Annotated in this window: 10 protein-coding genes; 1 reads left to right on the top strand and 9 read right to left on the bottom strand. The window is 34.8% G+C overall.

Annotated elements, in window-relative coordinates:
- Positions 1-2: 2 nt before the first annotated feature.
- Positions 3-2,648: a tetratricopeptide repeat protein gene (locus IPI65_07440; GenBank protein MBK7441349.1), complete on the bottom strand. Its 2,646-nt coding sequence runs from the start codon at positions 2,646-2,648 to the stop codon at positions 3-5.
- Positions 2,645-6,430 (bottom strand): response regulator, encoded by a 3,786-nt coding sequence (locus IPI65_07435; GenBank protein MBK7441348.1) that lies wholly within the window; start codon positions 6,428-6,430, stop codon positions 2,645-2,647. Before IPI65_07435 ends, IPI65_07440 begins: the two co-directional genes overlap by 4 nt.
- A gap of 436 nt (positions 6,431-6,866) precedes the next feature.
- On the opposite strand from IPI65_07435, the gene IPI65_07430 reads away from it, so the two are divergent.
- The gene (locus tag IPI65_07430; GenBank protein MBK7441347.1) at positions 6,867-7,607 is read left to right on the top strand and encodes a response regulator transcription factor; all 741 of its coding nucleotides are present in this window, start codon (positions 6,867-6,869) and stop codon (positions 7,605-7,607) included.
- A gap of 23 nt (positions 7,608-7,630) precedes the next feature.
- Here the strand turns inward: IPI65_07430 and IPI65_07425 are convergent, their stop codons facing one another.
- The 7 genes from IPI65_07425 to IPI65_07395 form a co-directional block, all read right to left on the bottom strand.
- Positions 7,631-8,719 (bottom strand): hypothetical protein, encoded by a 1,089-nt coding sequence (locus IPI65_07425; GenBank protein MBK7441346.1) that lies wholly within the window; start codon positions 8,717-8,719, stop codon positions 7,631-7,633.
- A 73-nt stretch (positions 8,720-8,792) separates the two neighbouring features.
- Positions 8,793-10,073, bottom strand: a complete 1,281-nt coding sequence (locus IPI65_07420) for a type II toxin-antitoxin system HipA family toxin (GenBank protein ID MBK7441345.1) — start codon at positions 10,071-10,073, stop codon at positions 8,793-8,795.
- A 2-nt stretch (positions 10,074-10,075) separates the two neighbouring features.
- Positions 10,076-10,393, bottom strand: a complete 318-nt coding sequence (locus IPI65_07415; protein ID MBK7441344.1) for a helix-turn-helix transcriptional regulator — start codon at positions 10,391-10,393, stop codon at positions 10,076-10,078.
- Positions 10,394-10,817: 424 nt separating this feature from the next.
- The gene (locus IPI65_07410; GenBank protein ID MBK7441343.1) at positions 10,818-11,255 is read right to left on the bottom strand and encodes a hypothetical protein; all 438 of its coding nucleotides are present in this window, start codon (positions 11,253-11,255) and stop codon (positions 10,818-10,820) included.
- Between the two features lie 131 nt (positions 11,256-11,386).
- On the bottom strand, positions 11,387-12,238 hold the full coding sequence (locus tag IPI65_07405; GenBank protein ID MBK7441342.1) for a sulfurtransferase: 852 nt from the start codon (positions 12,236-12,238) through the stop codon (positions 11,387-11,389).
- Between the two features lie 103 nt (positions 12,239-12,341).
- The gene (locus IPI65_07400) at positions 12,342-13,046 is read right to left on the bottom strand and encodes a T9SS type A sorting domain-containing protein (GenBank protein ID MBK7441341.1); all 705 of its coding nucleotides are present in this window, start codon (positions 13,044-13,046) and stop codon (positions 12,342-12,344) included.
- 1,357 nt (positions 13,047-14,403) lie between these two features.
- On the bottom strand, positions 14,404-15,177 hold the full coding sequence (locus IPI65_07395; GenBank protein MBK7441340.1) for a hypothetical protein: 774 nt from the start codon (positions 15,175-15,177) through the stop codon (positions 14,404-14,406).
- Positions 15,178-15,185: the final 8 nt, after the last annotated feature.

The following is a 15,185-nucleotide window of genomic DNA, read 5'->3' as shown; positions in this document are numbered from 1 at the left end:
GTTTATTTTTTTAAGTTAATAATTTTAATTAATAATTCATCTGTGTCAAATGGTTTTCCAATAAAGTCGTTCATACCCGACGCATAACATAAGTCAACTTCTTCTTTCAGCACATTGGCTGTCATGGCAATTATTGGTGTGTTCGCTTTTTCACTATCCAGATTTCTGATTGCTTCGGTGGCATCAAATCCATTCATTACCGGCATTTGAATATCCATCAGGATCACATCAAAGGTGCCGGCTTTTAACTTTTCCACTGCAATTAATCCATTCGCGGCAACCTCTACCTGTACATCTTCAATAGCATCTTCCAGTTCTTCTTGCGCAACAATAGCATTGTAATGATTGTCTTCTACTAACAATATATGCAAGCCTTTTAATTGTTTAACAGCATCATAACTGATTGCTGATTCCTGAGCTGCTTCAACTGTCGTTTTTACTACTGTATAAGGAATAATAAAGTGAAACTGACTGCCTTTATCCTTTTCACTTTCAACCCAAATTTTACCATTGTGTAATTCAACCAGTTTTTTAGAAATACTCAAACCTAAACCTGTGCCACCAAACTTCCGCGTTGTGTCGCTATAAGCCTGTTCGAACGATTCAAATATTTTTCCCATTCTGTCTTTATCGATACCAATGCCGGTATCAGAAACAATAAAATGTAAATTCATCTTATCCCATGCCCGTTCTGATTTTACCGTAGTGGTAATTAATCCCTTCTCTGTAAACTTAATGGCATTGCCAATTAAATTTAAAAGAATCTGTCGCAGTCGTGTTGCATCACCCTGAACCAAAACATTTTCTTGAGGCATATCTTTTTGTAAAAACAAACCTTTTTCTTCAGCTTTGAACTGCATGATGGTGTGCACATTATACACCAATTCATTTACAGAAAATGGTTCATGTTCCAGCTCTACTTTGCCGGCTTCAATTTTTGAGATATCTAAAATGTCATTAATAATTACCAATAATGAATCTGATGATTGTTTAATTCCGGTTAAATACTCTTTTTGGTCTTCATTAGGGTTTCGTCTTATTAATATATCCGTCATCCCTTTTATAGCATTCATAGGTGTGCGAATTTCATGACTCATATTAGCCAGGAATTGGTGTTTAGCTTTTTCGCTGGATTCGGCTTTTTCTTTTTCAGCTTCTATAATTGCATTTTTTTGTTGTAATAATTGTTGTGTTTTTCGGGTGTAGCGAAGCCTGAAATACAACCCAATAACAATCAATAAAAGTATAGCAGCGCCACTTAAAAAAATTAATTTCTGTGACCGCTCTTTAGTTAATTTGGTTTCCTGATTTTCAAGTGCAATTTTGGCTTCCGTTTTTTGCTTATCAAAATCATATTGCGCTTGTGTCGCTAATAGTTTCTCAACATTTTCATTAGCCAATAGGGAATCACTGACAACCTTTAATTTTAATTGCGTTTCGTAGGCATTTTTATAATCACCTAATTGCACATATGTTTTTGCGAGCCCTTCATAACATTCTTTTGTTAACCGGTCGAATGTTACGTTGCTTAATGCCTTTTCCGCCACCACATAATATTGTAGCGCTTCTTTGTATTTACCTTGTCCAAACAATGCATCCCCTAATCCGGCATTTGATTTAGGTATCCAGTCTGTTGATAAATCATTAGCAAGGTTAATAGCTTGCCTGTATACATACTCTGCTTCCTTCCATTGACCTCGTGATTCATAAACCCATCCCATTTGATTAAGACAATGGGTCATGTTCTCAGTAGCACTGATTGTTTTAAATAATTCATAAGCTTTACTCGTAAAGTAAAAAGAGCTATCATACTGTCCCATAAACCAATACGCTTCACCTTTATGCATTGTTATATCAGCAACTGAATAAGTAGTATTGGTAGCAACGGCAAGCGAAATACCTTGATTTAAATATGTTATGGCAGATGCATATTCTTTCATCGAAATCCGCATCCATCCCAAGTCATGGTAATTCCACATCATCTCTACGGTATCTTGTGCTTCAAAAGCATATTTATTTGCTTTATTATAATAGTCAAGAGCGCGAACGTAATCGCCTTTAAAACGGTATATCTGTCCAAGATTATGGTAACTTGTTGCAATGTCAGCCTTGTTATTCACTTTTATGGCAATGGTTAATGCGGAGTCATACATAACAATTGCTTTTGGCCAATAATTTAATCCATATACTCTGTAGGATTGGCCAAGGGTATTATAGCCCTTTGTAATTCCATGCTCATATTTAATTTTTGTCGCAAGCTTTAACCCTTCATTAATTGCTTGAAACGAAACCAAAGAGTCAAACGTAGCATTAACAAGACGGTAATAAAGTAGTACCTTTTGTGTATCAACCTTGCAATTTAATAATCGGGCGTTTAAAATGTCATAACTTCTTTGGAGTGCATCTTCTTGACGTAAAATTAACGATAGTTGGTATGCGCTGTCAATATTATCAATAAAGTTGTTGTAATCACTTTCATGTGATGCAATCTCATAATAAAGATTTACCTTATTTGCGCTGTCATTGGTAATTTCGAGTTGATGATATAAACTATCAAGCAATTTTTTGTTTTGTCCAAAACAATTAATAGTTTGAAACAAAATAATGTAACAAATAAATAATTTAATATGCTTGAATTTAAACATCATTTTTTTATTAGGTTTTGAATTTTAGTCAGCAATTCATCTATATCAAATGGTTTTCCAATAAAATCGTTCATACCTGCCTCATAACATAAATCAACTTCTTCTTTCAGCACATTGGCTGTCATGGCAATTATTGGTGTGTTTGATTTTTCACCTTCCATTTTTCTGATTGCTTTGGTGGCATCAAATCCATTCATTACGGGCATCTGGATATCCATGAGAATCACATCAAATGTGTTGGATTTTAATTTTTCCACGGCAATTATCCCGTTCGCTGCGATGTCTATCCGTACATCCTCAATAGCATCTTCCAATTCTTCCTGAGCTACAATTGCATTGTAATGATTATCTTCTACTAAGAGTATGTGCAAGCCTTTAAGTTGCTTTGGAACATCAGTAAAATCAATAACATCCTGAGTTGCTTCAACTGTTGTTTTTACTTTTGTATAAGGAATAATAAAATGGAACTGACTGCCTTTACCTTTTTCACTTTCAACCCATATTCTACCATTATGTAATTCAACCAGTTTTTTAGAAATACTCAAACCTAAGCCGGTACCACCATACTTCCGCGTTGTATCGTTATAAGCTTGTTCGAACGATTCAAATATTTTTTCCATCCTGTCTTTCTCTATTCCAATTCCGGTGTCAGAAATAATAAACTGCAAACTCAAATTTTCGCCAACTTGTTCTGATTTTACTGTAGTAGTAATTAATCCTTTCTCAGTAAACTTAATGGCATTACCAATTAAATTTAAAAGAATCTGTCGCAATCTTGTAGCATCACCCTGAACAACTAAATTTTCATTCGGAATATTTTTTTGCAAAAACAGACCTTTTTCTTCAGCCTTGAACTGCATAATAGTATATACATTATTCACCAACTCATTTATAGAGAATGGTTCATGTTCCAACTCTACTTTACCAGCATCAATTTTTGAAATATCCAAAATGTCGTTAATGATAACCAGCAATGAATCAGAGGATTGTTTAATACCGGTTAAATATTCTTTTTGATCATCATTAGGATTACGTCTTATTAAAATATCCGTCATCCCTTTTATTGCATTCATTGGTGTACGAATTTCGTGGCTCATATTTGCCAGGAACTGATGTTTTGCTTTTTCAGAAAGTTCTGCACGCGTTTTTTGTTGTTCAGCAATTTCTTTTTGTGTTCGCAGATCGGCAGTGCGCTGGTTTACCGTTTTTTCAAGAATTAATTTATTTTTTCGAAGTGCCGCAGTATTCCGCCTAAAAAGCCATAAAACCAATAAAATAATAAAAAGGACAACACCGGAACTGAACCACCATGTTTTCCACCATGGAGGAGTAATTGTAATGGTAATTTGTGTTCCTTCCTCATTCCACACACCATTGCTGTTACACGCTTTTACTTTGAAAATATATGTTCCTGGTTCGAGGTTGGAGTATGTTACAAATCTCCTGTCATTACTATATATCCAGTCCGGATCAATGCCTTGCATCTTGTAAGCATACCGGTTATCCTGGTTGAGGTAAAAGCTCAGGGCTGCAAATTCAAATGTTAGCGTATTCTCGTTGTATGTTAATTTTAAATGACCATCACCCGGTGGTAATTCACGATCAAAAATTTTGATAGATGATATGACAACAGTTGGAGGTGGTGATGCTGCATTATCAATCTTGGAAGGATCAATAACATTGTAGCCGTCCACTCCTCCGAAAAGTAATCTTCCATCCTTCAGCTTTAACGCAGCATTGGTATTAAACTCATAATTCTGCAAGCCATCTTTTAAAGTAAAATTTTTGCATGAATAATCATCCGGATTAAATCGGCATAAACCGAAATTGGTACCCAGCCACAACATCCCATTGTTGTCGCAAAGTACGGTGTAAATTGCATCGTTGGGTAATCCATTCTCCGTTGTGAAATGTGTAAAATTATTGGTGGCTTTATTGTAACGGTTCAAGCCACCACCATTGGTGCCAATCCATAAGTTACCATTTTTGTCGAACTCCAAAGCGCGCACATCATTTCCATGAATACTGTGCTCATCACCGGGAATATTGGAATAGTGAATCCATTTTTCTTCTCCGGATTTCAAACAATACAATCCTTTATTACCTCCTGCCCACATATTGCCTTCGGCATCTTCAGTGATAGTAAAAACAATATTTGAAATGCCGGAATCATTATTCAGATTATATTCAACGGGTTTGAATTTCAGTAAAGCCGGATTGTCAAAATCAATTTCATTTACATTAACAGTAAATATTTTTCCTACCCCGGTGGCAATCCACATGGTGTTTTTACTATCGCAAAACATATCACGAACCTCTTTCTCTCCAGCTTTTTTATCGAAAGATATACGCTTATTGTTTTTTGGATGCTCTATACTTATCCATCCACCCCAGGTTCCTGACCAGGTATTTCCGGATTCATCCCTTGCCAAAGCGGAGACATTTGTTGGTTCTTGTCTGAGCAGTCCTGTAACTTCACTGAATTCTTTTTTTGTTGCATCATAATTATAAAAACCATGCAGCGCACCTACCAGATATCCTGATTCTGTTTCGAGGAATGAACGAACGTTGATAGCATCGTTATGGAAAACTATCTTCTTTTTATTCTCATCAGGACTTAAGCGTTCCATAACGCGCACCACAGGTTCCATTTTAACTAAACCTTCAACACCGCATCCAATCCAAGCCATTCCTTCATCATCAGGTATTATTGTTATAATATTGTTAGTAGGAATACTTCCCTCATTTCCGGGCTCATAAATAAACTGCTCAAACTGGTCGCTCAGGATTTCGTAACGAAATAACCCCATACAGTTAGAATATATCCAAAGCACACCATGTTTATCTACGACACCATCAATATTTAAAAATTTTATTTCATGTTCAGGAATTTTTTTGTTGAGTTGAATAATTATTTCCTCTCCCGTTTCAATATTTAATTTATATAGTTTTCCATCTGTTGTAAAAGCAAAATAGTATTTTTGGTACAGTAAAGGGATGTTAAATTCACTCATTTGCTTCACAGAGCCATTTTGGTGGAGGTCCAAACCAGGAATGAACCTGTCAGTGTTTTTATCGTAGCGGTAAAGATGTTTTGTACTGATGGCAATAAAATTTTTCTCTAGCGCACTATATACAACAGAAAAAACGGTGGTGTCAGATTTGGCAAAGCGATCATACAAATTTATTTTGGTGAACCTTTTGTCATTGGATTTAAAAATATACACATTACCGGAAATATTCAGCATAATATTGCTTGAAGAGTCACTTGCGGCACTTGATGTACCATATTCCCAACGCTCAGGTAGTGGAAAGGAATTAAACTCAGCATTACTTAGCCGTGTTAGATTTTCATCTGTAAAAAAGTAGAGTGCGTTGTTATCATTCTTCAAACTATAACAATAGTTTTTAAGACCTCTATGAATCTTATACGGAAAGGGCTTATTGAATGCTAATTTTTGGGGATCATAAAGGCGAACTTCTTCCCAGGTTTCGATATAAATATTTCCATCAGGCAGTAAAAACGCATTTGACATAGGATAGTCAAGGATTCTATTAGAATCGTCGGGATTATGCCGAAATAATTTAGAACTATACCCATCAAACCTTGCAATACCCGGTTCACCATAAATCCACAGGTAACCTGTTGTGTCCTTAAACATTTGCCACATGCTACTCGTTGTAAGTCCATGCGGTTCGGTGTATTTTGTAAACGTGTATTGCTGCTGCGTAAAACAATTACTGCTAACAAGTAAAATGAAGACTATATGTAAGATGTGCTTCATAAAATACTTGAATTAAAATACATATTAATTGCTACTTTTTTTTCCAACATTATTCGTAATGATTAAGATTGCATTTATTATTAACTGCCCAACTTATGAAATTTTTGAGTGCCTGAAAATGATTATATAATTTAAATGTTTTTCTATCTCAAATCCACCGGCATGCACTCAGTTTAAAGCTAAACACCATTGCGCAGCTTGCCTGAACAGTTGATATAACAAATTTATGGGATAAAGTACGAATGCCCTTAGTTGGGTTATCTAATGGTTATTACGATTATCAAACGGTAGCCCAAGTTAAGTCTGAAGCCGCAAAAATGATGGTATTCAACTCCTGGTGCATTTGAGTTGGTGCATACGATCAGGCGTTTGAGCAGCGGTGATTAAACAAAAACTTAGAAAAATCTACTTATCTTCGGCAGCAAATTAGTCGCCATTGCAACCACTGAAATCGCTCATTGTTGAAGATAATAAATTAATGGCAACCCTGTTGGTTGATTTACTTGAGGAATATGAAAAAGAGATTGAAGTTATCGGTTTAGCAAAAACAGGCAAAGAGGCAATCAACCTGATTGAAACACTGCGGCCCAATGTGGTTTTTTTGGATGTTGAATTACCGGATATGACCGGTTTTGAATTGCTGCAACGACTAACAAATATTAATTTTCAAACGGTATTTACAACGGCGCACAGTCACTATGCCATAAAAGCATTTCGTTTTAATGCACTGGACTATCTCATAAAGCCGATAAAAGAAAATGAGCTCGACGAAAGTATCAAACGATTACTTAAATCAGCTAATAATACAATCGATGTTAAAACAGCACTCAGCAATCTTGAATCAAAAGATGTCGAAAATCAGAAACTTGTTTTACCACTTCAGAATGGAACCTTACGATTACCCTTAAAACAAATTACCCATATTGAAGGCGACCGTAACTATAGCAGCATCTATTTAAACAATAACAGTAAAGAGTTATCTTCAAAAAATTTAGCCTACTTTGAAGATATTCTTACAGATAAAAACTTTTTCAGAAGTCACCGCTCGTTTCTTGTCAATAAATTTCATATTAAAACTTTACAAGATGGAAGTTTCGTTTTAACAAGCGGAATAAAAATTCCAATTTCCCGACGCAAAAAATCTGAATCTGAAAATTGGTTTTTTAAAGGGGAATAAATTGTTTTAAAGTGTTAATCGGACTAAATTTCAAACTTTTCAAAAGCAGTTCCATTAAATTTATATACACCATGTTCAAGTGTACCCAGCCATAAATTACCTTGTCGGTCCTTATACATAGAAACTACATTCACTGAAACTGCGTCGTCATTTACTGGATAATTAATAATATTTTCTCCATCATATTTATAAATTCCTTTATCCCAAGTAGTGAGCCAAATGTTACCATTATTGTCTTCCACAATATGGGAGTAATAAATATAGGCTTCCCCATCAAAAATTTGTGCATTTCCGATACCGGTTTTTTTCTGATACTGCAATCTGTCACTTTTTTGAGTTTGCTCAAAATCAAATCGATATTTATGCCAGGTATTACAAAACCAAAAATCTCCGGCTTTGTCTTCATAGATAGACCTTATACCAAAACTGCCACCTGCAGGAACAATCGTTAAATCTTTTTCATACATCCATTTAATTGTTTTTCCATCAAAACGACATGCCCCAAAAACTGAAGTCCCAAACCACATTGCCCCTTGTCGGTCTTTATAAATGGTATAAATTTCGTAGGGACTAAAAAACGGGTTTATGCCACCGGTCATAAATTCATCATGTAGAAAATGTTTTGGGAAATCTAAATCATATAAATTTTTTCCATCGAATCTATAAGGTCCATTTTCATTCTTTTTCCCCAAGATATTAAACCACATATCGTTTTCTTCCAATTTCCAGTCGTTGCTTTTAATTGCCTGGAGCGTGGTAATTTGTTGCCCGTCAAACTTGTTGACACCTCCAAATGTTATAATGTAAATATTGCCAAGTTTATCTTCCTGAATTTGTCTGGTCGTATCATTAGCAAGTCCATCTGCTGTATTATAATTTACCAATTTTTTTCCGTCATACCGGAATACGCCTTTCCCATTGCTGCTAAACCAATAGTTATTTTTTGAATCCTGGAAAACATACCATAACTGTTCATCGATTTGAGTGACAGGTTTACCAATCGAAGTTGGTTCCGTTAAAATATCACTGTTGCCTGCACTGTTTTCAGATTGACTGCTGCAGGATACAAATAAAATTAGCATGTTTAGCAATAAAATATCGTTTATTTTCATAGTGAATGTTTAAATATTAAGTTGATGGATAATGGTTGGTAATAAATGGACCTGCCAAATTCAGTATTTATCATTAATTGAAATTATTTATTCTCAAATGCTCCTGAATGTATTTTATTCGTTCAGAAGGAATTTCCAATTCAGTTGCTAATTTATTCCATTTACTAACAGCCTCAATCACCTCTTGTAAAATAATATTTGCTTTTTTAATGCCAAATGTTTTGGCAAACTCAAGCAGGTCATTTTTTGAAAAATTATCATACTTGCCATTTATGGAAGATTGATGCACACTTGTCCATGTTCCACCGGGACTGTATGAAAAACATATATCATAGGCTGGAGCTATTTGCCAAATTCCATCGGGCGACATCAGAAAAGAAAAATTCTTTACATGATCATCATGATTTCTCGCAATTACATTAAATAACATTCTACGATATTGCTGTTCGAATTGATTATAAGGTAATTGCAACCTTTTCATTGTTCGGAATAAAGTCTCGTATGTTCCGGCCTTAGGGATTTTGTAGTCAATTCCGGTTAATGAGCCAAATGTCTGCATATGTAATTTTTCACCATTATTTGCTCTGTCAAATCGTTTTGTAAGAAAGTGAAACCTGTTGTTTTCTTCATACAACATACTTTCAGACATTTCTATTCCGGCTTCCTTTGCCAATTTGAAGTAAGCAAATTCAATTTTACCCATACCTTCGCTCTCACCAAGACTATGTTCATTTGCACCATCAATTTTTAATAGCCAATAAGTATAACCCACCGGTTGAATAATGTCACCGGGTCTTATTTCTTTTATTTTATTATTTTGGTTAAATTTTATAGCCACTAAAGCTTTTGCCCTTGCACCACCCACCGATGTACCTATTCTTAAAATATTAGAAAGGTTTTCTTTATCTAAATCACTATAAATAGTTGCCTGTTTATTTTCCAATACTTTTTTAGCCACAGCTAACAACTCACCTACATCAACTTTATAATTATGGTTTGACTTATGATTAATAGGTGCAAACTCCAGGGCGCCCATACCTCTTATACCAATATATGTTAATCGGTCAACCGGATTTATGTCTTCTATCGATAAATCATGCTGTGTTAACCAAGCCTTCATCATTACATTACCAAAATCGTCAGGTAGTGAGTCAGAAAGTAAATAAGGTAAATTATGAAAATTGATATGGTCTCTATTTGTTTCAAATACACCTGCTTCTGTTGGCATTACAATCGGTGAAGGTTCCAACTTTCCAATTATTTGCGAATTATATTGAAAAATGGAACATCCTTTGTCATCATTCCAATCAACAGTTCCTATGGATTGACCGTAAAGAAATACTTCTACTATCATGCCTATTTTATTTTTTTAGATGCTCTGGTTCGCTCCGATTTTAATTTGGCCTTTTCAAATTTCAATTTTAATTCCAGATTTTCGCCAACCCTAAATACAGATTCAAAATCTTTTATTCGATTAAGACGAATCAATATTCGAATCAAACTTTCAACGGTTGTTGACTTGCCTTGTTCAATTTGACTAATTGTTGTTACACTAAGTCCAACTTCTTCACACAATTCTTGCTGTGTCAGATTATGCTGAACTCTAATTTTTTTAAGTCGTTTACCGATTTCGGTTAATATCTCCTTTTCTGTTAAAAACAACCAGTTTTCCATTATTATTGGCTTTAATATTATAATAGTATTAGTTAGTTAGCTTTTCAGTTACTAACTATAAGTATTACATAAGTTATAACAAAGATATAGAATATATTTAACTATTAGTATACTTATAGTAATTAAACCAAAACTGATATAACTATTAATATTTTATAAGTTAGTTTTGATTGCATAAATTATTGATTACCAAATGGTTATGATACATTCTCCATGCTTGCGTGCCAAAGGAAGTGAAATGGAGGCTGAAATTAAAAAATTAGGGTGCTTAAAGGAGTGCCAAGCTTTATAGAATTTCAGATTATAATAACCATCAATGTCAAAGTGTAAAAAAGATTCGCCGACATTCAAATACTGAAAGCGTCGTAAGGGTTCAAAGACTAAACTACGGTTTAGAAAAAATTAATAAAATCAATCATACAAATTAGTGCTTATATATTCCCAAAACCTCCAACTGTTTTGCAACAAATTCCATTTGCCATTTCAATTTATAATCGAACCATTGATCCCTGTATTCTCCACTATCGTGAATAATCGCCATGAAGTGACCAAATGGTTTTCTATTGTTTAAGGCGTAGGTGAGGTTGTTTTTCAGTTGCGGAACTGTGTTTAACTGCTCAGTAAAATCACGCATCATATTAAAGGCTTCTGAGGAAGACCATTTTTCAATTTCTTCGTATGACTTACGTTGCTTTTTTAATAATTTGAGCTCCTCTTCCCAAGCATCTGCTTCCATGTTTTCCAAGTCGTCCTCGCTAGGAACAAATATTAATGCACCGGTTGTTTTATGAATAAAAGTTCTGAAGCCCATATCCAATTCTTCAGCTATTTCTTTGGCTTTGGCAGATAAATTTGAGTCCATTTTTTATAGAATTGAAATTTACTAATACAAAATTATTTAATCCTAATTAAAAAACCATATTTTTTAAAAGTGTTGTCTCAATTAAGGTTTTAAACACCACTTATAATGATAATACTAGTATATCAATAACCTCAATCATTTTCAGTTACAATCGTTTTATCATTCCTACTCCACTCACTCCACGAACCGACATACAAATTCGGAATTTCCATTTCAGCATAAGCCAAAGCAAGTAACGTATGACAAGCCGTTACACCTGAGCCGCAATGCACGATAATATTTTCCGATTTAATTTGGTTGAATAACAGTTCATATTTATTTCTTAAAACTTGCGGGTCGAGAAATAATCCCTGCTCGTTTATATTTTCTGTAAATGGCATATTTACTGCTCCGGGAATATGTCCCGCTATTAAATCGATAGGTTCAAATTTACCATCATAACGTTCTTTTGAGCGTACATCTATAACCAAATAATCAGGGTTTTGTGAAACATTTTGTACAGCGTTCATTTCGATTGTTGTCAAGGTCCATTCGGTGATTAAATAAGGTTCCGCGGCCGGTTTAATAATTTCCGTTTTAGCACGCATCGGAAAATTATTTTTTTTGGCCTGTATGAATCCACCATTCAAAACCTGCACCTTTTCATGCCCTGCCGATTTTAACATCCACCAAAACCTGGCAGCAGCGTTTGAACCATTATTGTCATCATAAATAACTAGATGGTTGTTTTTTGAAATACCTAGGTCGGTTAACGTTTTAGCGAATGCTGCTACAGTTGGCAATGGATGTCTTCCTCCATCGGCAAAACCGCTTTTAATATCCGCCAATTGTGTATTTAAATCAACAAAATAAGCGCCGGTTAAATGTTGCTGTTGGTAGTTAGTATATGCATTTTTGCCGGTGCTGACATCAAAAATCATCACATCCGGATTATTGTATATTTTCAGTAATTCGTCGGTTTCAATAATTGGTGAGAGGCGCATGTTATTTATTAACTTTTTTCAAAATGAAAACTTATAGAAGTGACTTTCAATATCAAAATATAAAAACGGTTTTGATTTTATCCTTGTAAAACATCAGACAATATTAATTTATCACTAATTGTTTCACTATCATGTTTCCATCCCAAACCAATTGCACTAAATAAACTCCGGCATGTAATCCCTCAATTGAAATGACTTCATTTATTTTTCCGCCAATACTTTGTATTTCTTTAATATACATGGTTGTACCATGCAGGGAATAAATTTCAATTGTTGCTACTGTGGCAGCTATTTCTGCAGATAAAACAAAATTATTATTGGTTGGATTGGGATAAATAGAAAAATCCGGAATATCGGTCACGCCTTCTTTTAACGGTAAAGTGGTAAAATTATATAAAGCTGAAAACGGGCTGGAAATATCGCCACAAATGGTTTTTATTTTATATTCATAAGTGGTGTTTGGCGACAATCCTGTTAAATTTTTAAAAAACATGACTGAATTTTTCTTTTGCCATACGCCACCTGTAATCGGGCGATAATTTATTTGATATTTTGAAGAATCTAAACCTGCCTCCCAAAATATGTTTGCTGAAGTAGCGGTAATATTATCACTATAAATTCCGCCGGGTGCATCGCAGGTAAAATCAGCAGCTAATTTTACAATCCAATAATCATAATCACCATCGTGACCAATTTTGTCGCCCGTGCTTCCCGAATTGGAATAACCTGCAACAACATACCCATTGTCGCTACTTGCAATAATATCAGTGGCATAATCAGATTCATATCCACCCAGTGTTTTTTCCATTCAACAATTCCTAATGAATTAATTTGAACAACCCAATAATCATAATGATTATCATCGCCGGGTAAACCAATTACATTTTGCGTTTTATCATCAGAAATATCCGATACTGATCTGCCACACATGATATATCCGCCAAAATTAGTTTGTGTTATTGCAGTTAATTCATCAAATGAATCACCACCAATGGTATTATCCCATTCAATTAAACCTTCAGCATTTAACTTCACTACCCAATAATCAGATAATCCTAAGCGGTGCTCCGACTTATCATCTGATTCATTTGAAGCTGATGATCCGCCTAAAATATAACCACCATCGGGTGTTTGTTCAATATCAAGTAAATTATCTCCGTCGTTTCCACCAATGGTGTTATCCCATTCTGTAATTCCTGATGCATTTAATTTAACCAACCAAAAATCAGGTTCAATATCAGGTCCTATCATATCTTCAGTTTTATCAAATCCAATGTTAGAATAGGAGGCTCCACCTAAAATATATCCACCATCTGCAGTATGCACCACAACTGTTAAAAGGTCATCTTCTAAACTGCCAATAGTTTGATCCCATTCAATATTTCCTGCCGCATTTAATTTAATAACCCAATAATCATAATGGCCAAATCGATTTTCAGATTTATCTATTGACGCATTGGAAAAAGAATAACCGCCAATAATATATCCGCCATCTGAAGTTTGGTCTAAACTTCTAAAATAGTCTTCATTTGCACCTCCGTACGTATTTTCCCATTCAATTTCACCGGTGCTGTTCAATTTAATAATCCAGTAATCTGTTTTGCCGATTTTATTTTCCGATTTATCAGCAGAAGCATTAGATTCTGATTCCCCACCAATAATATATCCGCCATCAGGTGTTTGCTGTATAACATATAAATTATCTCTTCCGGTTCCGCCAATGGTTTCATCCCATTGAATTTCACCTGCACTATTTACTTTCACAATCCAGTAATCATCATCACCAATTCTATTTTCGGTTTTATCAGCAGTATTTTTCGAATACGATGAGCCACCTAGAATGTAACCCCCATCACTTGTTTGAGCGATACTACGCATGTCTTCTGTTGAAGTGCCACCAATGGTATTTTGCCATTCAATTGCAGGTGATTGCGCTTGGAGCACTGAAAACGTTGGTAGGAGGCAAAACAGGTAGGTGCAATTTTTCATAAGTATGTTATTAAACTTTAAATTTCAAGAAAATTGTCGGGAAATTCAAATCTTGAACGTGATATGATGTGAAATCAATTCATAACCACAAATTAATTTAGGTAATTGCATATACACAATTCACCCCATCCTTCGTCGGCTTCTTTCCCATTTTCCGCGTGAATTTTTTAACCGTTTTACCACTTAATACTTGGATAAGGAGGAATGTCCTTGTCTGCCTCAAATTGATCAATATCAAATTTTTTAAGATCAATTTGTTTCATAACAATAAGTTCAAGTCCGGTATACTTATTTCCTGTTAAATCTTGATAAGTGGCCTCCGGGTCAATTTGGATCAATTGTAAGTTATTTACAATCGTTTTGACACTTTTGCGGTTTAACCATTTATACCCCTTCAATATTTTTCCGGTGGTGACACTCAGGTAAGGTTTGGATAAATTCAAAACCACATCATAATCACAACATTGTGAACAAGGCATATTGTCAGGGAATAATGCCCCTTTATTAATGTGGGTCAATGTTTTGATGCCGGTATTATTTTCCAATGTTATTTTTTTACTTATTGTATTTTTTACAATAAGTGTCACCTTCCTGAATTCACTAAAATCGCAATTGGTATTCAGTTCAAAATAACGGAGGTTAGGGTCTTGGTTTTTATCTAGCGGGCGCACCCTGAAAAACACATCTATTTTTTTATCAGTTGTTTGAAAGTCACATAAATTAAAATTAGGGCCTGTCCCGGTATACGAACCGATCAACCCTTTTGAATCGTAGACAAAACATTGTAATACCTTATCCGAATTATTATAACCATTTAAGTCCGCATTTTCATCAGTAACACTCCACGATAAATAATAATACCACGAAGCCGCATATTGAGTATTGATATCCACAACAATATCCAATGGCGCCTGTGGAAAAGTTCCAATATTGGCGTAATCGTATAACATCTTCTGAC

The organism is Bacteroidota bacterium (genome assembly GCA_016706255.1).
Taxonomy (GTDB): Bacteria; Bacteroidota; Bacteroidia; order Chitinophagales; family BACL12; genus UBA7236.
This window is presented reverse-complemented; position numbering and strand designations above follow the sequence as displayed.

Coding starts and splice junctions, on each gene's coding strand:
- IPI65_07440 (MBK7441349.1), bottom strand. CDS start 2,648: ATGATGTTTAAATTCAAGCATATTAAATTATTTATTTGTTACATTATT.
- IPI65_07435 (MBK7441348.1), bottom strand. CDS start 6,430: ATGAAGCACATCTTACATATAGTCTTCATTTTACTTGTTAGCAGTAAT.
- IPI65_07425 (MBK7441346.1), bottom strand. CDS start 8,719: ATGAAAATAAACGATATTTTATTGCTAAACATGCTAATTTTATTTGTA.
- IPI65_07420 (MBK7441345.1), bottom strand. CDS start 10,073: ATGATAGTAGAAGTATTTCTTTACGGTCAATCCATAGGAACTGTTGAT.
- IPI65_07415 (MBK7441344.1), bottom strand. CDS start 10,393: ATGGAAAACTGGTTGTTTTTAACAGAAAAGGAGATATTAACCGAAATC.
- IPI65_07410 (MBK7441343.1), bottom strand. CDS start 11,255: ATGGACTCAAATTTATCTGCCAAAGCCAAAGAAATAGCTGAAGAATTG.
- IPI65_07405 (MBK7441342.1), bottom strand. CDS start 12,238: ATGCGCCTCTCACCAATTATTGAAACCGACGAATTACTGAAAATATAC.
- IPI65_07400 (MBK7441341.1), bottom strand. CDS start 13,046: ATGGAAAAAACACTGGGTGGATATGAATCTGATTATGCCACTGATATT.
- IPI65_07395 (MBK7441340.1), bottom strand. CDS start 15,177: ATGTTATACGATTACGCCAATATTGGAACTTTTCCACAGGCGCCATTG.